Source organism: Geodermatophilus sp. SYSU D01186 (assembly GCF_054050215.1).
In genome coordinates this window covers 77591-95585 of record NZ_JBJGYW010000017.1, presented here as the reverse complement: position 1 = coordinate 95585, position 17995 = coordinate 77591, and the positions used below count along the sequence as shown (strand labels likewise).

Here is a 17995-nt window from a genome sequence, read left to right as displayed (position 1 = left end):
CCGGCCCGGGAACGGGAAGCGGGTAGGTGGACAGCACGCAGGAGCAGCCGACGGGGCGGGTCCCGGCCTGGGTCCGGGGCACGCGCGGCCGCATCCTCGGGATCGCCGCCGCCGTCGTCCTCGTGGTCGTGGTCGCCGTGACCTGGAGCGGCCGCGGGGACGACGGCACGGGCGTCCCCGTGCTGGGCGGCGGCCCGGACGCCGGGCTCACCGGTGTCCGGTCGCCGTCCGACGTGACAGGCGGGACGCTGCGGGTGGTCGCCGGTGAGGTCGACAGCCTCGACCCGCAGCGCTCGTACCTGCCCGGGGTGTGGAACCTCATGCGGCTCTACACCCGGACGCTGGTGACCTACTCCTCCGAGCCGGGGGCCACCGACCGGCTGGTGCCGGACCTCGCCACCGACCTGGGGACGACGCCCGACGGCGGCACGACGTGGACGTTCACCCTCCGCGAGGGCGTCCGGTTCGAGAACGGCCGGGCGATCACCTCCCGCGACGTCAAGTACGGCATCGAGCGCTCCTTCGCCTCCGACGTCGTCGTCGGCGGGCCCACCCAGGTGGTCGAGCTGCTCGACGACCCGGGCAACCCCTATGCCGGCCCCTACCAGGACGAGTCGCCCGGCAAGCTCGGGCTGGCCGCGATCGAGACCCCCGACGACCGCACGATCACCTTCCGGCTGCGCACGGCCGAGCCGGACTTCCCCTACGTCATGGCGCTCCCGTCGAGCAGCCCCGTGCCGGCCGAGAACGACACCGCCGCCGAGTACGGCCGCGACCCGGTCTCCTCCGGCCCCTACGCGGTGACCTCCGTCGACGCCGCGACCGGGATCCTGCTCGACCGCAACCCGCAGTGGGACGCCGCCACCGACGACGTCCGCAGCGCCCTGCCCGACCGGGTGCTGGTCCGCACCGGGCTGACCGGGGTGGAGCGGGACCAGGCGCTGCTGGCCGGCTCGGCCGACGTGGACGTCTCCGGCAGCGGCGTCCAGGCGGCGACGACGGCCCGGCTGGCCGAGGGCGCCGGCGGGGACGTCCCCGTGGGGGACCGGGTCGACGAGGTGACCAGCGGCGTGGTCCGGCTGCTCGCCCTGCCCACCAACGTCGCCCCGATGGACAACCCGGAGTGCCGGGCCGCGGTCGTGGCGGCGGTGGACCGGCGGGCGGTTCAGGAGCAGCTCGGCGGGTCGGTCAACGCCGCGCGCACCTCGCAGCTGTGGCCGCGCGCGCTGGCCGGCGGCCCGGAGGAGGCCGATCCGGAGCCGGACCCGGACGCCGCCCGTGAGCACCTGCGCGCCTGCGGCCAGCCCGACGGCTTCAGCACCGTGCTCGCCGTGCCCGACGCCGCGACGAGCGTGGCCGTCGCCGAGGAGGTCGCGGGCCAGCTCGGGGAGGTCGGCATCCAGGTCGAGGTCCGGCCGCTGGCCGCCCCCGGCTTCTACGCCACCGACGTCGGCAACCCGGACAACGTGGCGGCCAACGGGTTCGGCATCGTGCTGGCCACCTGGACCGCCGACTTCCCGACCCCGGGGTCGTTCCTCGTGCCGCTGGTCGACGGCCGGTCGGTCAGCCCGGTGGGCAACACCAACTTCGCCCGGCTGGACGCCGTCGAGGTGAACACGCTGGTCGACCAGGCCCGCACCGCCGGGGACGGCGCCCGCGACGCCTGGCGCGAGGTCGCGACCGCCGCCGCGGGGACCGGGGCGTACGTGCCCCTCGCCGAGTCGCGGGTGCAGCTGCTGGCCGGCCAGCGGCTGCGCAACGGGGTGGTCATGGCCGCCTACACCGGCTACGACCTGGCGACCGCCGGCGTCCGCTGACCCCTCGTCGGCCGCGTCGGCCGGGGGTGCCCGCCCGGTCGGTTACCCTCGGAGCATGATCGAGCTGGTCCTCAACCTCCTGCTGGTGCTCACCAGCGTGCTCCTCGTGGTGCTGATCCTGCTGCACCGCGGCAAGGGCGGGGGCCTGTCCTCGATGTTCGGCGGCGCGGTCTCCTCGCAGCTGGCCGGTTCCTCCGTGGTCGAGAAGAACCTCAACCGGCTGACCGTCTTCACCGGCCTGATCTGGGCGATCTGCGTCGTCGGCCTGGGGATCCTGCTCAAGGTCTGAACCCGGATCGCGCCCGGATTTCGGGACGACCTCGTTCCGGGAGGAGAAACGGGCCCAGGATCGGCCCCTCCACGCCCTAGACTGCGCGCGCGGCACAGGCCGCCGCAGACCGCTGAAACGCAGGGGGCACTCGTGGCTGGTGGGAACGCGATCCGGGGCACTCGGGTCGGGGCAGGGCCGATGGGCGAGGCCGAGCGCGGTGAGGCTGCACCGCGGCACCGGGTGGCCTACTGGTGCACGCAGGGCCACGAGACCCGCGTCGCCTTCGCGTTCGACGCGGAGGTGCCCGAGACGTGGGACTGCCCCCGCTGCGGCCTCCCCGCGGGCCAGGACCAGGAAGCTCCGCCGCCGGTCCCCCGCACCGAGCCCTACAAGACCCACCTGGCCTACGTGCGTGAGCGGCGCAGTGACGCCGACGGCGACGCGCTGCTCGAGGAGGCCCTCGCCAAGCTGCGGGCCCGCCGCGGCGCCTGACCTCCCCCCGTCCACCGCCCGTCGCCCGAGCGCAGCTCGGGCACCGGGCGGTCGTCAGTCGGCGGCCGGCCGGGGGAGTGGCACCGGGGTGTAGGGCGTCCAGGCGGCCTGCTCGTGGTCCCAGAAGCAGCCGCGGTGGCGGCGCACGGGCTCGGCGGCTCCCCGCGGGGGCAGCGGCAGCAGGGCGTCCGGGACCGGACGGCGGACGGTCGGTGCGGAGCTGGTCATGGGGACTCCGGGAGGGGTTCGACGGGGGCGGCGGACGGTGCCGCCGTCGTCTGGAGGTCCGCTGGCGCCGTCTGCTCGGGCCCGTCAGGAAGTGTGCTCGCCCGGGCCGGCCGGGGCCAGAGGCCGGCGGACGTCCGCGTCAGTGCCCTACCGGGGCGCGTCGAGCCCCGCGGCGGCCGCGGCGTCCAGCAGCCAGCGGGTGGCCCGCCGCCCGTGCACCCCGGCGGCCGGGAGCTCCTGGGGGCCGACGCCGGAGCGCAGGGCCGAGGCGACGGCGGGGGCCTTCCCCTCGCCGGAGACCAGCAGCCAGACCTCCTCGGCGGAGTTGATCGCGGCGAACCCCAGGCTGACCCGGGTGGGCGGCGGCTTGGGACAGTCGCGCACCGCGACCACGAGCCGGTCGTCGGAGGCGGCCGGTGTCCCCGGGAAGATCGAGGCCACGTGGCCCTCGGGGCCCATGCCGAGCAGCAGCAGGTCGAAGCGCGGGAGCGCCTGACCCTCCGGTGCGGCCGCGGCCAGCTGCTCGGCGTACCAGGCGGCGGCCTCCTCGGGCTCTGTGAACCCGGCGTCCGAGGCCGGCATCGCGTGCACGCGCCCGGCCGGGACACCGACCGGGTCGAGCAGCGCGCGGCGGGCGCCGGTCTCGTTGCGCTCCTCACTGCCGGCGGGCACGAACCGCTCGTCGCCCCACCACACGTCCACCGCCGTCCAGTCGACCCGTTCCCGCTCCGGCTCGGCGGCCAGGGCCGCCACCCGCTCCAGGACGGCGGTGCCGACGCCGCCCCCGGTGAGGACCACGGAGGCGGTGTCGTGCACCGCCTGGGCCGCCGCCAGCCGGGCCACGAGCGCGGAGGCGACGGCCCGGGCCAGCCGGTCGGCGTCGGGCTCGATCACCACGTCGGGCACGGGACGGTCACTGCCGGCCAGCCCGGCAGCGACCCGGTCGCCCGGCTGGAGGCTCACGAGGCTGCCTCGCCGGTGCTCGGCCGGCTCGCTCGCCGGGCTGCTCCACTCCTGGGTGACCTCGCGAGCTCGGTCACCGGGGCACCTGCTCGGTGTCGTGCTCCCCGTGCTCGGCCACGTCGTCGCTGCCCTCGGAGGTCAGCGGCACCGTCGGCAGCGGGTCGCCGTCCCCGCCCTGGACCTCGGCCGGGTCGAACCACACGTGCTCGCGGACCGGCGAGCGGTCGGTCAGCCCCGCGACCCCGGTCGTGGCCTCCAGGGCCTCGGCGAAGGGCTCGTCGGGGTCGAGCCGGCGCAGCTCCTCGCCGACCAGGTCGCCGAGCTGGCGGTCGGGGAGCGCCACCATCGCCTCGGGCCGGTACGGCTGGGCGATGACCGCACCGCCGCGCCGGTCCGCGGTGACCCGGACCTCCTCGTCCTGGTCCAGCTCCAGGACGACGGAGGAGACGCCGCTCGGGCCGGGGCGCCGGTCGGCCTCGGTGACGCCGATCTCGGTGCCGCACCGGGCGCTCAGCCACCCGGCCAGCAGCTGCGCGGTCGCGTTGCCGGGCTGCCCCTCGACCCGGCCGCCGACGACCCGGACGACGTCCCCGCGGCGGCCGGAGACCGAGTCCACCGTCGAGGTCAGCGTGGCCCGCCACGGCGTGCTGCGGGTCCAGGCGAGGTCGGTGTCGCCCGGGGCGTAGTCCGTCGCCCGGGTCCGCAGCGCCGCGAGCTGGTCGTCGGCCAGGGAGCTGTCGGTGATCCGCCGGTCGGCGATGACGGCGAGCGCGTCGGTGGCCAGCCGCTCGGGCGGGGTGCCGTGCCACCAGGTGACCACCGGCGCGTCGGCGGCCAGCAGCGGCAGCACCACCGACTCGGCGTGCAGCGCGAGCCGGCCGTACATGCGCATGACCACCGCCTCGCCCGGGCCCAGGCGGCCACCGATGAGCACCTCGGCGTCCAGGCGGGGCGCCGGTGCCTCGATCTGCCGGCGGACCACGATGAGCAGCCGGCACGGGTGCTGCTCGGCGGCCGCGGTCGCCGCCTCCTCCGCCTCGGCGACCCGGCCCTCGTCGGCCACCACGACCAGCGTCAGGGCGACGCCGGAGAGCACGGCGCCGCCGGTGCGCCGCTGCGCGGCCAGCTCCTTGACCACCGCGGAGCCGGTGGTGTCCCACAGCGTCGTCATCGGGTCTCCTCCGGTCGGGTGGCTGTACTCGGTGCCCGCGTCACGGTCGCCGCCACCGGCGTCCCTCGGCGGCGAGCATCTCGTCGGCCGCCCGCGGGCCCCACTCGCCGGCCCGGTAGGGGTGCGGCGTCGTCCCGGCCCAGAACTCCTCGAGCGGGTCGATGACCGCCCACGAGGCCTCCACCTCGGCGTTGCGCGGGAACAGCGTCGCGTCGCCCAGGAGGACGTCGAGCAGCAGCCGCTCGTAGGCCTCGGGGCTGGCCTCGGTGAACTGCTCGCCGTAGAGGAAGTCCATCGACACGTCGCGGACCTCCATGACGCTGCCGGGCACCTTCGACCCGAACTTGAGGGTGACCCCCTCGTCCGGCTGCACCCGCACCACCAGCTGGTTGTTGCCCAGCTCCTCGGTGTCGGTGGCGGCGAAGGGCAGGTGCGGTGCCTGCTTGAACACCAGCGCGATCTCGGTGACCCGGCGGGGGAGGCGCTTGCCCGTGCGGAGGTAGAACGGCACCCCGGCCCAGCGGCGGGTCTCGACGCCGAGCCGGACGGCGGCGTAGGTCTCGGTGTTCGACCCCGGGTCGACGCCCTCCTCCTGCCGGTAGCCGGTGGCCCGCTGGCCGGCCAGCCAGCCCTGCTCGTACTGGCCGCGGACGGCGAAGGTGCCGAGGTCCTCCGGCAGTGAGATGGCGCGCAGCACCTTGAGCTTCTCGGTGCGGATCTCCTCGGCGGAGAACTCGACCGGCTCCTCCATCGCGGTGAGCGCCAGCAGCTGCAGGAGGTGGTTCTGGAGGACGTCGCGGGCGGCGCCGGTCTCCTCGTAGAACCCGGCCCGGCCGCCGATGCCGACGTCCTCGGCCATCGTGATCTGTACCGAGTCGACGTGGTGGCCGTTCCAGACCGGCTCGAACAGGGTGTTGGCGAACCGCAGCGCCATCAGGTTCTGGACGGTCTCCTTGCCCAGGTAGTGGTCGATGCGGAAGACGTCGTCGGCGGTGAACACCGAGTCGACCAGCGCGTTGAGCTCCAGGCTGGAGGCCAGGTCGGTGCCGAACGGCTTCTCCACCACCACCCGGCGCCAGCGGTCGGCCGTGCTGTCGGCCATGCCGGTGCGCTGCATCTGCTTGAGGACGACCGGGAACATCGCCGGCGGGATGGACAGGTAGAACGCCGCGTTGCCGCCGATGCCGTGGGTGCCCTCCAGCTCGCCGAGGGTCGCGGCGAGCTGGTCGAAGGCGTTGTCGTCGTCGAAGGAGCCCTGCACGAACCGGACGCTGCCGGCCAGCCGTTCCCAGACCTCCTCCCGCCACGGCGTGCGGGCCGCCTTGCGGGCGGCATCGCGGGCCAGCTCGGCGAAGTCCTCGTCGCCCCAGTCGCGGCGGGCGAAGCCCAGCAGAGCGAAGTTCGTCGGCAGCAGGCCCCGGTTGGCGAGGTCGTAGACGGCCGGGAGCAGCTTCTTGCGGGCGAGGTCGCCGGTGATGCCGAAGACCACCAGGGCGCACGGCTCGGGCACACGGGGCAGCCGCCGGTCCCGCGGGTCGCGGAGCGGGTTGGAGATCATCGTCCGTCCTCGAGGTCTGAGTGCGGGCCCGCCGGCCGGCGCGGCGGTGGACCGCCCGGCGGGGTGGAGCAGGCGCGCGGCCCTGGACCGCGCCCCGGGGAACCGATCCTGGCCGACACGGGTCAGCGCAGCGCGTCGAGCAGCTGCCCGACCGCGGCCGCCCGGTCGGTCAGGTGCAGGCGTAGCAGCGGCCGGCCGCGCTCCGCCAGTGCCTGACGGTCACCGGCGGCCTGGGCGGCCTGCAGGGTGCCGAAGCTGTACGGCCGGTCGGGCACGGGGAGGTCGAGGTCGAGGTGGAGGGCGCCGGTGAGCTGCAGGAACGCACCGGTCTGCGGCCCACCCTCGTGGTACTGCCCGGTGGAGTGCAGGAAGCGCGGCCCCCAGCCGAAGGTGACCGCGTGCCCGCTCCGGGCAGCCAGGGCCGCGCGCAGCTCCGCCGCGCGCGCGTCCCGCTCCCGGTCCAGGTAGGCCGTCACGGCGAGGTAGCCCCGCGGCGGGACGGCGGCCATCAGCGCGTCCAGCGCGAGGCGGACGCCGTCGTGGAGGCTCAGGTCGACCTGGTCGAGCAGGTCGCCGTGCGCGTACAGCTCGACCGCGCCGATGGTGGCCACCGGCTTCTCCTCGGGCAGGCCGGCCGCCAGGAGCCGCCGGGTGTTCTCCTGGCTCTCGGTCACGTCCGGCTGGTCGAACGGGTTGGTGCCGAGCAGGTGCCCGGCCACCGCCGTCGCGTACTCCCACCCCAGGAACTGGGCACCCAGCGGGCCGTGGACGCCGACCGAGGGCCCCGGTTCGACGGGGCCGCCGCCGACCACGGCCAGCAGGGTGTCCGGGTCCGTGGCGCCCGGTGCAGCGGGGGACTCGAGCACGACCGGCAGCAGCCCCCGGCCCTGCTTGCCGGTGGACTCGGCGACCAGGTGCTCGGCCCAGTCGCCGAAGCCCGGGAGCTCGCCGTCGACCAGCGCGACCTTGTCCCGGCCGGTGCGGAAGCCCGCGCCGAGCGCGATCCCCAGCTCCAGCGCCGGGTTGCCGGGCTCGGCCAGGTGCTCGGCGAGCTCGGCGGCGTCCTCCAGCAGGACCGCGACGTCGACGCCGGCCAGCGCCGACGGCACCAGGCCGAACGCCGACAGGGCGCTGTAGCGCCCGCCCACGGTGGGGTCGGCGAGGAAGACCGCGCGGGCGCCCATCGCCGCCGCCGCCTCCGCCAGCGGGGAGCCCGGGTCGGTGACGACGACGAACCGCGCGCCGATCTGTTGCTCGTCCAGGCCGGCCGCGGCGAACGCGTCCACGAAGGCGCGCCGGTGGCTGTCGGTCTCCACCGTGGCGCCGGACTTGGAGCTGACCACCACGACCGTCCGGTCGAGGTCGGTCGTCGCCGCGGCCACCCCGGCCGGGTCGGTGGTGTCCAGGACGACCAGGGGGACGCCCGCCGTCCGGCACACCACCTCGGGGGCCAGCGAGGACCCGCCCATGCCGCACAGCACGACCCGGTCCAGGCCCTCGGCCAGGAGTTCGGCGCGCAGTGCGGCCAGCCGCGGGACCAGTTCCCGCGACGTGGCCGGGAGGTCCAGCCACCCCAGCCGGACCGACGCCTCGCCCTCGGCCTCCGGACCCCAGAGGGTGGGGTCCTTGCGCACCAGCCGGCCGGCGACGTCGTCGTCGGCCAGCTGGGTGCGGACGGCCTGCGGGACGTCGAGCCCGGCGCAGGAGAAGCGCAAGGTCACGCCTTGTCCTGGAGCTGGGTGCGCACCGACTCGGTCAGCTCGTCCCAGGAGTCCACGAACTTCTGCACGCCCTCGTCCTCCAGCACCCGGAAGACGTCGTCGAGGTCGACACCGGCGTCGCTGATGGACTGCATCACCGCGGCGGCCTCGTCGTAGGTCTTCTGCACCGGGGTGCCGGGGGTGCCGTGGTCGGCGTAGGCCATCAGGGTCTTCTCCGGCATGGTGTTGACCGTGCCGGGGGCGATGAGCTCGCTGACGTAGAGGGTGTCGGGGTAGTCGGGGTTCTTGACGCCCGTCGACGCCCACAGCGGCCGCTGCGGCCGGGCCCCCTTCGCCTCCAGGGCCTTCCAGCGGTCGGAGGAGAAGACCTCCTCGTAGGCCTGGTAGGCCAGCTGCGCGTTGGCCAGCGCCGCCTTGCCCTTGAGCGCGGCGTCGGCGCCCGCCTCGTCCAGCCGCTTGTCGATCTCGGTGTCCACGCGGGACACGAAGAACGACGCCACCGACGCGATGCCCTCGAGTGAACCGCCGTCGGCCGCCCGCTTCTCCAGCCCCGCCAGGTAGGCGTCCATGACCGCCCGGTAGCGCTCGAGGCTGAAGATGAGGGTGACGTTGACACTGATGCCGCGGGCGATCGACGTCGTGATGGCCGGGAGTCCGGCCTCGGTCGCCGGGATCTTGATGAACAGGTTGGGCCGGTCCACCAGCCACCACAGGTGGGCGGCCTCGGCGGCCGTGGCGTCGGTGTCGTGGGCGAGCCCGGGCGCGACCTCCAGGGACACCCGGCCGTCGCCGGGCTGCCGCTGCGCGACCGGTGCCAGCAGGTCGCAGGCGTCGCGGACGTCGGAGGCGGTGATCGTGCGCAGCGCCTCCTCGACGCTCACCTTCCGGACGGCGAGGGCGTGCAGCTGGTCGTCGTACAGCTCCGACCCGCTGATCGCCGCGGCGAAGATCGTCGGGTTCGTCGTGACGCCGACGACGGAGTACTCGTCGACCAGCGACTGCAGGTTGCCGGTGTGGATGCGGTCGCGCGACAGGTCGTCGAGCCAGACGGCGACCCCGGCCGCGGACAGCTCGGCCAGCTTCTCGTTCTGTGCCATGTCTCTTCCCTTCGGATGGGGATGGCCCCGCTGCAGGGCCCGCCGCGAGCTCGCGAGTGGCGGGGGACAGCGGGGTCCTGCAGCGAGTGGTGGGGCAGCGGGGTCCTTTCTCAGCGGTCGCCGGTGGGGTGCGGCAGGCCGCCGGTGGCCGCGATCGGCCCGGCCGGGACGGCGGCTCCCGACCGCGCCGCCTCGATGCTCTCCCGCGCGGCGGTCACGACGGCCTCGTCGGTGAGGCCGAACTCCTCGTAGAGCACCGAGTAGGCGGCGCTGGCCCCGTAGTGGGTGAGGCCGACGATCCGGCCGGCGTCGCCGACGAACTCCCGCCAGCCCATGGGGACGCCGGCCTCGACGCTGACCCGGGCGCGGACCGACGGCGGGAGCACCTCGTCCTTGTAGGCCTGGTCCTGGTCGGCGAACCACTCGACGCAGGGGACCGACACGACCCGCGTCGGCACGCCCTCGGCCTCGAGCCGCTCCCGCGCGGCGACGGCGATCTGCACCTCCGAGCCCGTGCCCAGCAGGATCACCTCGGGGCTGCCGTTCGAGGCCTCGGCCAGCACGTAGGCGCCGCGGGCCACGCCCTCGGCCGAGGCGAACTCGCCGCGGTCGAAGACGGGGAGGTTCTGCCGCGACAGCAGGATGCCGGCGGGCCGGTCGTTGTTCTCGAGGATCGTCCGCCAGGCCACCGACACCTCGTTGGCGTCGGCCGGCCGGACGACGTCCAGCCCGGGGATGGCGCGCAGCGCGGCGAAGTGCTCGATCGGCTGGTGCGTCGGGCCGTCCTCGCCCAGGCCGATGGAGTCGTGCGTCCACACGTAGGTGACCGGCAGCTGCATGAGCGCGGCCAGCCGCACCGCGCCGCGCATGTAGTCGGAGAACGTGAGGAACGTGCCGCCGTACACGCGCGTGCCGCCGTGGAGTGCGATGCCGTTCATGATCGCGCCCATGGCGTGCTCCCGGACGCCGAAGTGCAGCGTGCGGCCGTACGGACCGCCCGTCCACATCTTCGTCTGCCGGTCGGCCGGCAGGAACGACGGTTCGCCCTTCACCGCGGTGTTGTTGCTCTCCGCCAGGTCGGCCGAGCCGCCCCACAGCTCGGGCAGCACCGGGTACAGGGCGGCGAGCACCTCACCGGAGGCCTTGCGGGTGGCCACGCCCTTGGGGTCGGCGTCCCACGACGGCAGCTGCGCCGCGAACCCCTCCGGCAGCGTGCGGGTGGTCATGCGCTCGAGCAGGGCCGCGCCCTCGCCGTTGGCCTGCTGCCACGCCTCGAAACGCTCCTGCCACTCGGCGTGGTCGGCCTTGCCCTTCTCGACGACCGAGCGGGCGTGGGCCAGCACCTCGTCGTCCACCTCGAAGGTGCGCTCGGGGTCGAAGCCGAGGATCTCCTTGGTGGCCCGCACCTCGTCCTCGCCGAGCGCGGAGCCGTGCGCGGCGCCGGTGTTCTGCTTGTTCGGCGCGGGCCAGGCGATGATCGTCCGCAGCACGATGATCGACGGGCGGCCGGTCTCGGCCTTGGCCGCGGCGAACGCGGCGTCCACCGCGGCGAGGTCCTCACCGTCGTCCACCTGCTGGACGTGCCAGCCGTAGGCCTCGTACCGCTTGCCGACGTCCTCGGTGAAGGCGACGTTCGTGTCGTCCTCGATGGAGATCCGGTTGTCGTCGTAGACGAGCACCAGGTTGCCGAGCTTCTGCGTGCCGGCCAGCGAGGAGGCCTCGCCGCTGACGCCCTCCTCCAGGTCGCCGTCGGAGGCGAAGACCCAGATCGTGTGGTCGAACAGGCTCTGACCCTCGGGGGCGTCGGGGTCGAGCAGCCCGCGCTCCCGCCGGGCCGCCATCGCCATGCCGACGGCGTTGGCCACGCCCTGGCCCAGCGGACCGGTGGTCGTCTCCACGCCCGGGGTGTGGTTGACCTCGGGGTGGCCGGGGGTCTTCGAGCCCCACGTGCGCAGCGCCTGCAGGTCCTCGATCTCCAGGCCGTAACCGGAGAGGTACAGCTGGATGTACAGGGTCAGGCTCGAGTGGCCCATCGACAGGACGAAGCGGTCGCGGGCCACCCACTGCGGGTCGCTCGGGTCGTGCCGCAGCCACTTGTGGAACAGCAGGTACGCGGTCGGCGCCATGCTCATCGCCGTCCCCGGGTGGCCGTTGCCGACCTTCTGGACGGCGTCCATCGCCAGCACGCGGACCGTGTCGATGGCCCGGCGGTCGAGATCGCCGAAGCCCTCCGGCAGGGTGGGGGAGGGCTGGGTCGGGTTGCCGGTCGGCGCGTCGGAGGCCGCCTCGGCCGGGGCCTCGGACGCGGTGCTCTTGGTTCCCATCTTGCGGGTGCTCCCTCGGGGTCGGCCTGTGCGGGACCGCCCGGGACGACCGGTGGAGACCAGCCGACCCCGGGCGGACGACGGTGCGCGGCTCCAGCGACCGGGCGTCGCGCGTGCCCACGGCCCGTCGCGCCGGACCCAGGCGCACCGTCGTCGTCGACGTCGGCCCTACCCGCTGCATGCGCAGCACCAACGTGACGAGACCCTAGTCATGCCCGCCCGTGCGGGTGTCGGCCGCGGGCTACAGTTGGTCCGTTCTCCGTCCCCTCTCGGAAGGGACCTCGTGCTGTCCAGGTGCCCGGTGGTGCCCTGCCCGTGTGCCTGCGCACCCGAGGCCTCGCGGTGACCGCGCTGTCGGAGCGCCCGGCCGTCCAGGCCCGTCGCCTCTCCAACACCGTGCGGGCCTACGTGGCCCTGACCAAGCCGCGGATCATCGAGTTGCTGCTGGTCACCACGCTGCCGGCGATGATGCTCGCCTCCGGCGGCTGGCCCTCCTGGCGGCTGCTGATCGCCACGATGGTCGGCGGCACGCTCGCCGCCGGCGCGGCCAACGTCTTCAACTGCTGGTACGACCGCGACATCGACCGGCTCATGCACCGCACCGAGCGGCGGCCGCTGCCGATGGGCGAGGTCAGCCCGCGCGCGGCCCTGGTGTTCGGGCTGGTGCTCACCGTGGTGTCGGTCGGGCTGCTGGCCACCACCACGACGCTGCTGGCCGCCGGCCTCGCGCTGGCCGCCATCGTCTACTACGCCGTCCTCTACACGATGGTGTTCAAGCGGTACACCCGCCGCAGCACCGAGTTCGGTGGCGTGCCGGGGGCGGCACCGGTGCTGATCGGCTGGGCGGCGGTCACCGGCTCGGTGACCTGGCCCGCGGTCGTGTTCTTCGGCGTCGTCTTCTGCTGGCAGATGCCGCACTTCTGGGCGCTGGCCATGCGCTTCCGGGCCGACTACGCCCGCGCCGACGTGCCGATGCTGCCCGTGGTGGCCTCCGCGATGTCCGTCGGGCGGCAGACCGTCGTCTGGACCTGGCTGACCGTCGCGGTCTCGCTGCTGCTCTGGCCGGTCGCCGACGGGTTCGGCATCGGCTGGATCTACACCGCCGCCGCGGCCGCCCTCGGCCTGTGGTTCGCCGTCGAGGCGCACCGGCTGCTCCGCCGCATCCGCACCGGCGCCGAGACCAAGCCGATGCAGCTGTTCCACATCTCGATCACGTACATGACCCTGCTGTCGGTCGCGATCATCGTCGACGTCCTGGTCTGACTCCCTGACCCGCTGGGTCACCGCTGTCCTCCGGACGGCACCGCTGTGGCACCGCCATCCTCCGGACGGCACCGCGGTGACACCGCCGTCCTCCGGACGGCACCGCGGCCAGGTGCCGTGTCCCTGCTGAGCTGAGCCGCTGCTCGTGTCCCGGTCGGGAGGCCCTCCGGGCCCCCGCGACCGGTCCACACCGGTTGGGAGCCGTACCCGGCTGGGGCGGCAGCGTCGCCGGCGTCGGAGCGGGCAGCCCCTTCCCCGGAGTTGCGGCCTGTCAGGGGCGCCTGGGAGCTGGTTCCCCGGAGTCGTGTCTGGCGGGTGGGAGCCCGGCTCAGCGGGTGGCGGCGGCGGGCACCGAGGAGGCGTCCAGCGGCAGCTCGGACGCCGGGCCGCGCACCGACCACACCAGGCGGGCGGTGAACGCCGTCACCAGCACCGCGCCGAGCATGTGCAGCAGCACGAGCGCGACGGGCAGGTCGGTGAAGTACTGCACGTAGCCCACCACCCCCTGGGCGAGCTGGACGGCCAGCAGGTCCCGCACGGCCCGCCTGAGGCGACCGGGGGAGTCGGTGGCGTGGAGGGCGACGAGCAGCGCGACCGTCAGCCCGAGCAGCAGGAAGACCGAGTCGGCGTGCAGCTGGCTGACCAGCTCGGGGTCGAAGCCGGTGCGGCCGGCCCCGGGGTCGCCGCTGTGCGGACCGCTGCCGGTCACCACCGTGCCCAGCACCAGGACGGCGGCGGTCGCCACCGCGATGCCGGACACGAGCAGCGCGAACGGACGGCGGACCAGCAGCTGGCCCACGCCCGGTTCCCGCGAGCGCAGCCACAGCACCGTCGTCACCGCGACGAGCACCGAGGACACGAGGAAGTGCGCGGCGACGGTCCACGGGTTGAGCCCGGTGAGCACGGTGACCCCGCCGAGCAGTGCCTGCGCGGGGATGCCCAGGAACGCGAGGACGGCCAGACCCCGCAGGTCGCGCCGGGTCGAGCGGAAGACCGCGACTACGGTGGCGATCGCCACGGCGGCGAGCACGAACGTGAGCAGCCGGTTGCCGAACTCGATGACGCCGTGCCCGGCCAGCTCGGGGGTCGCGACGAAGCTCTCGTCGGTGCACCGGGGCCAGGTCGGGCAGCCGAGGCCCGAACCGGTCAGCCGGACGGCTCCACCGGTGACGACGATGGCGCCGTTGGCGACGGCGTTGGCCAGGGCGAGGCGCGAGACGACGGCAGGGGAGACCGGCACGCTCCGATGCTAGGCGGTCCCCGGAGCCGGTCCGGACCGTCCGCGGGGACGGCGACGGGGTGAGGGCTTGCTCACACGCCGGCCTCACCCCGGGGCGCAGGCCATCACCAGAGGTCCCGGGGGCCCGGGACTTAGGTCCCCCTTGCTTGCGGTCGCCCCGAAATAGGCAACACTTGTGTTGTGGAAAGCGACCACGTGCAGGACGGCAGGGCCCCGGTGCCCTCGCCCCGGTCGTCGGCGACAGCCGACGACGGGCGCACGCGGCACCGCGTCACCGCGCTCCTCCTGGAGCACGGACCGCAGACCGCTACCGAGCTCGCCGGGCGGCTGGGCGTCTCGCCGACCGCCGTCCGCCGGCACCTCGACGCGCTGGTCGCGACCGGCCGGGTCGAGGAGCGGCAGGCGCCGGGCGCCCGCCGCGGCCGCGGCCGTCCTGCGCGACTGTTCCACCTGACCGACGCCGGCCGCTCCGACTTCCCGCACGCCTACGACGACCTCGCGCTGACCGCGCTGCGGTACGTGGCCGCATCCGGTGGTCCCGACGCCGTGCGGGCGGTCGCCGAGGCGCAGCTGTCCGGCCTCGAGCAGCGCTGCTCCACGGCCGTCGAGCAGGCGGCCGCGAGCGGCACCGTCGACCGGGCCCAGGTGCTCGCCGCGGCCCTGACGGCCGAGGGCTACGCTGCCTCGGCCTCGGCGATCTCCAGCGGCGGGCAGCTCTGCCAGCACCACTGCCCGGTGGCGCACGTGGCGGCGGAGTTCCCGCAGCTGTGCGAGGCCGAGACGGCGGTGATCGGCCGGCTGGTGGGTACCCACGTCCAGCGGCTGGCGACGATCGCCCACGGCGACGGCGTCTGCACCACCCACATCCCGGGCCCCGTCCGGATGGGTGCCGACGTCCGTCGGCCCCGTCCAGAGGCTCACCCCGAGCGCGCGAGGGGTGAGGAGGACGGGGTCCTTGCTCACATGCGCGCGGGGAACAGATCGGGCCCCGTGCGCCCTGTACCAGGTGAGCGAGGAGCGCAGCCGACGACGGCCGCCACGCGCACCGCACCGTCCACCAGCTCCACCCACACGTACGACCGGGAGAGGACGCCCGTATGACCAGCACCCAGCAGCCGGTGACCAGCGCGCCGCTGACGCAGGACGAGCAGATCGAGCAGCTCGGCCGCTACCAGTACGGCTGGGCTGACGCCGACGTCGCCGGTGCCTCCGCGCGACGGGGCCTGTCCGAGGACGTCGTCCGGGACATCTCCCGCCGCAAGAACGAGCCCGAGTGGATGCTCGAGCGCCGCCTCAAGGCCCTCAAGCTCTTCGACCGCAAGCCGATGCCCGACTGGGGCTCGGACCTGTCGGGGATCGACTTCCAGAACATCAAGTACTTCGTGCGCTCCACCGAGGCCCAGGCCACGTCGTGGGAGGAGCTGCCGGAGGACATCAAGAACACCTACGACAAGCTGGGCATCCCGGAGGCCGAGAAGCAGCGGCTGGTCGCCGGTGTCGCCGCCCAGTACGAGTCCGAGGTCGTCTACCACAAGATCCGTGAGGACCTCGAGGAGCAGGGCGTCGTCTTCCTCGACACCGACACCGCCCTCAAGGAGCACGAGGACCTCTTCAAGGAGTACTTCGGCTCGGTCATCCCGTCCGGCGACAACAAGTTCGCCGCGCTGAACACCGCGGTGTGGTCGGGCGGCTCGTTCATCTACGTGCCGAAGGGCGTGCACGTCGAGATCCCGCTGCAGGCCTACTTCCGGATCAACACCGAGAACATGGGCCAGTTCGAGCGGACGCTGATCATCGTCGACGAGGGCGCCTACGTGCACTACGTCGAGGGCTGCACCGCGCCGATCTACAAGTCGGACTCGCTGCACTCCGCGGTCGTCGAGATCATCGTCCGGAAGAACGCCCGCTGCCGGTACACGACCATCCAGAACTGGTCGAACAACGTCTACAACCTGGTCACCAAGCGGGCGATCGCCCACGAGGGCGCGACCATGGAGTGGGTCGACGGCAACCTCGGGTCCAAGGTCACGATGAAGTACCCGGCGGTCTGGATGACCGGCGAGCACGCCAAGGGCGAGGTGCTGTCGATCGCCTTCGCCGGTGAGGGCCAGCACCAGGACGCCGGCGCCAAGATGGTGCACGCCGCCCCGAACACCTCCTCGACGATCGTGTCGAAGTCGGTGGCCCGCGGTGGCGGCCGCACCTCCTACCGCGGCCTGGTCCAGATCGACGAGGGCGCCCACGGCTCGAAGTCGACGGTGAAGTGCGACGCGCTGCTGGTCGACACCATCAGCCGGTCGGACACCTACCCCTACGTCGACGTCCGCGAGGACGACGTCGCCATGGGCCACGAGGCGACCGTCTCGCGCGTCAGCGACGACCAGCTCTTCTACCTCATGAGCCGCGGCATGACCGAGGACGAGGCGATGGCGATGGTGGTCCGCGGCTTCGTGGAGCCGATCGCCCGCGAGCTCCCCATGGAGTACGCCCTCGAGCTCAACCGCCTCATCGAACTGCAGATGGAAGGTGCCGTCGGCTGATGTCAGCCCCCGACAACACCAGCACGACCGTCGAGACCACCGGCGGCCTCGCCGGTGAGCTGTTCGCCCCGGGCGTCGGCGCCCAGGCCGGGCCGCCGACCACCCCGGCCGGTGGCACCGCCACCGCCGGTGAGGCCGGCCCCGGCGCCCACTCGCACGGCGGCCCGGTGCCGACCGGCTCCCCGGCCGAGCGGTTCACCTCGACCGACCCCGACGCCTTCGGCGAGCCGACCGGCCGCGAGGAGGAGTGGCGCTTCACCCCGATGCGCCGGATCCGCCCGCTGCTGCAGGGCGCGCCGTCCGACGCGCACCTGCAGTGGGACACCGACCTGCCCGAGGGCGTCGAGCTGACCAGCGTCGACGCCGACGACCCGCTGCTCAAGGGCCTGCCCGAGCCGGTCGACCGGCTCGCCGCGCTCACCCGCCAGCGCAGCGGCGGTGCCGCCGTCGTCCGCGTGCCCGCCGAGGCGCAGCCGGACCGCCCGGTCACCCTGCGGCTGTCGGGCACCGGCTCCGACGACGTCGTGTGGGGCCAGCTGGTCGTCGAGGTGGGCGCGTTCGCCGAGGCGACGGTCGTCCTCGACCACAGCGGCCTCGCCCGGTACTCCGGGGGCGTCGCCGTCCTCGTCGGGGACGGCGCGCAGGTCACCCTGGTGTCGGTGCAGGACTGGGCGCCGGGCACGGTGCACGGCGGGCAGTTCGACGCCGTCGTCGGCCGTGACGCCACGCTCAAGCAGGTCGTGGTGACCCTCGGCGGTGACCTCGTGCGCCTGGTGAGCAACGTGCAGTACGCCGGCCCGGGCGGGACGGCGGAGCTGTTCGGCGTCTACTTCGCCGACGAGACCCAGCACCAGGAGCACCGGCTGTGGGTCGACCACGCCGTGCCCAACTGCACCAGCAACGTGCTCTACAAGGGCGCGCTGCAGGGCGAGAAGGCGCACACGGTGTGGGTCGGTGACGTCCGGATCCGCCCGGCGGCCACCGGCACCGACACCTACGAGCTCAACCGCAACCTGGTGCTCACCGACGGCGCCCGCGCCGACTCGGTGCCCAACCTGGAGATCGAGACCGGCGAGATCGTCGGCGCCGGCCACGCCAGCGCCACCGGCCGGTTCGACGACGAGCAGCTGTTCTACCTGTGCTCGCGTGGCATCGACGCCGAGACCGCGCGGCGCCTCGTCGTCCGCGGCTTCTTCGCCGACGTCGTCCAGCACATCGGCCTGCCCGGGCTGCAGGACCGCCTGATGGGCACCATCGAGGCCCGCCTCGGGGCCCTGCCGGCGCTCGCCGAGCAGCCGGTGGAGGGCTGA

General features: G+C 74.2%; 15 protein-coding genes. 7 read left to right on the top strand and 8 right to left on the bottom strand.

Features of this window, described 5'->3' with window-relative positions:
* Positions 1-26: 26 nt before the first annotated feature.
* The 3 genes from ACI784_RS14265 to ACI784_RS14255 all read left to right on the top strand — a co-directional run bounded on the left by ACI784_RS14265 (position 27) and on the right by ACI784_RS14255 (position 2580).
* Entirely contained in the window at positions 27-1817 is a 1791-nt protein-coding gene (locus ACI784_RS14265; protein WP_457013905.1) for an ABC transporter substrate-binding protein, read from the top strand.
* Positions 1818-1872: 55 nt separating this feature from the next.
* The gene (secG, locus tag ACI784_RS14260) at positions 1873-2106 is read left to right on the top strand and encodes a preprotein translocase subunit SecG (RefSeq protein ID WP_456923760.1); all 234 of its coding nucleotides are present in this window, start codon (positions 1873-1875) and stop codon (positions 2104-2106) included.
* Between the two features lie 132 nt (positions 2107-2238).
* Positions 2239-2580, top strand: a complete 342-nt coding sequence (locus tag ACI784_RS14255; RefSeq protein WP_456923759.1) for an RNA polymerase-binding protein RbpA — start codon at positions 2239-2241, stop codon at positions 2578-2580.
* Positions 2581-2634: 54 nt separating this feature from the next.
* Here the strand turns inward: ACI784_RS14255 and ACI784_RS14250 are convergent, their stop codons facing one another.
* The 7 genes from ACI784_RS14250 to tkt all read right to left on the bottom strand — a co-directional run bounded on the left by ACI784_RS14250 (position 2635) and on the right by tkt (position 11642).
* On the bottom strand, positions 2635-2808 hold the full coding sequence (locus ACI784_RS14250; RefSeq protein WP_456923758.1) for a hypothetical protein: 174 nt from the start codon (positions 2806-2808) through the stop codon (positions 2635-2637).
* 147 nt (positions 2809-2955) lie between these two features.
* Positions 2956-3771, bottom strand: a complete 816-nt coding sequence (pgl, locus tag ACI784_RS14245) for a 6-phosphogluconolactonase (RefSeq protein WP_456923757.1) — start codon at positions 3769-3771, stop codon at positions 2956-2958.
* A 73-nt stretch (positions 3772-3844) separates the two neighbouring features.
* Positions 3845-4942, bottom strand: coding sequence for a glucose-6-phosphate dehydrogenase assembly protein OpcA (locus ACI784_RS14240; protein WP_457013904.1), 1098 nt, complete (start codon positions 4940-4942; stop codon positions 3845-3847).
* 40 nt (positions 4943-4982) lie between these two features.
* Positions 4983-6500 (bottom strand): glucose-6-phosphate dehydrogenase, encoded by a 1518-nt coding sequence (gene zwf / locus ACI784_RS14235; RefSeq protein WP_456923755.1) that lies wholly within the window; start codon positions 6498-6500, stop codon positions 4983-4985.
* A gap of 122 nt (positions 6501-6622) precedes the next feature.
* Complete coding sequence (locus tag ACI784_RS14230; RefSeq protein WP_457013902.1) at positions 6623-8221, bottom strand: glucose-6-phosphate isomerase; 1599 nt, start codon at positions 8219-8221, stop codon at positions 6623-6625.
* Complete coding sequence (gene tal, locus ACI784_RS14225; protein ID WP_457013901.1) at positions 8218-9318, bottom strand: transaldolase; 1101 nt, start codon at positions 9316-9318, stop codon at positions 8218-8220. The genes ACI784_RS14230 and tal overlap by 4 nt, the downstream gene beginning before the upstream one ends.
* A gap of 110 nt (positions 9319-9428) precedes the next feature.
* A complete protein-coding gene (gene tkt / locus ACI784_RS14220) occupies positions 9429-11642 on the bottom strand; it encodes a transketolase (protein ID WP_457013900.1) in 2214 nt (737 codons plus the stop codon).
* Between the two features lie 342 nt (positions 11643-11984).
* On the opposite strand from tkt, the gene ACI784_RS14215 reads away from it, so the two are divergent.
* Positions 11985-12905, top strand: a complete 921-nt coding sequence (locus ACI784_RS14215) for a heme o synthase (RefSeq protein ID WP_457013899.1) — start codon at positions 11985-11987, stop codon at positions 12903-12905.
* A gap of 328 nt (positions 12906-13233) precedes the next feature.
* On the opposite strand, the gene ACI784_RS14210 is transcribed toward ACI784_RS14215, so the two are convergent.
* Positions 13234-14145, bottom strand: coding sequence for a COX15/CtaA family protein (locus ACI784_RS14210; protein WP_457013898.1), 912 nt, complete (start codon positions 14143-14145; stop codon positions 13234-13236).
* A gap of 216 nt (positions 14146-14361) precedes the next feature.
* Here ACI784_RS14210 and ACI784_RS14205 point away from each other — a divergent pair, with 216 nt between their 5' ends.
* The 3 genes from ACI784_RS14205 to sufD are packed head-to-tail and all read left to right on the top strand — an operon-like array spanning position 14362 to position 17995.
* On the top strand, positions 14362-15246 hold the full coding sequence (locus ACI784_RS14205; protein ID WP_457013897.1) for a helix-turn-helix transcriptional regulator: 885 nt from the start codon (positions 14362-14364) through the stop codon (positions 15244-15246).
* A complete protein-coding gene (gene sufB, locus ACI784_RS14200) occupies positions 15243-16685 on the top strand; it encodes a Fe-S cluster assembly protein SufB (protein WP_456923748.1) in 1443 nt (480 codons plus the stop codon). The genes ACI784_RS14205 and sufB overlap by 4 nt, the downstream gene beginning before the upstream one ends.
* Positions 16685-17995 carry a Fe-S cluster assembly protein SufD gene (gene sufD, locus ACI784_RS14195; protein ID WP_457013896.1) on the top strand — a complete coding sequence of 437 codons (1311 nt, stop codon included), beginning with the start codon at positions 16685-16687 and terminating at the stop codon, positions 17993-17995. The genes sufB and sufD overlap by 1 nt, the downstream gene beginning before the upstream one ends.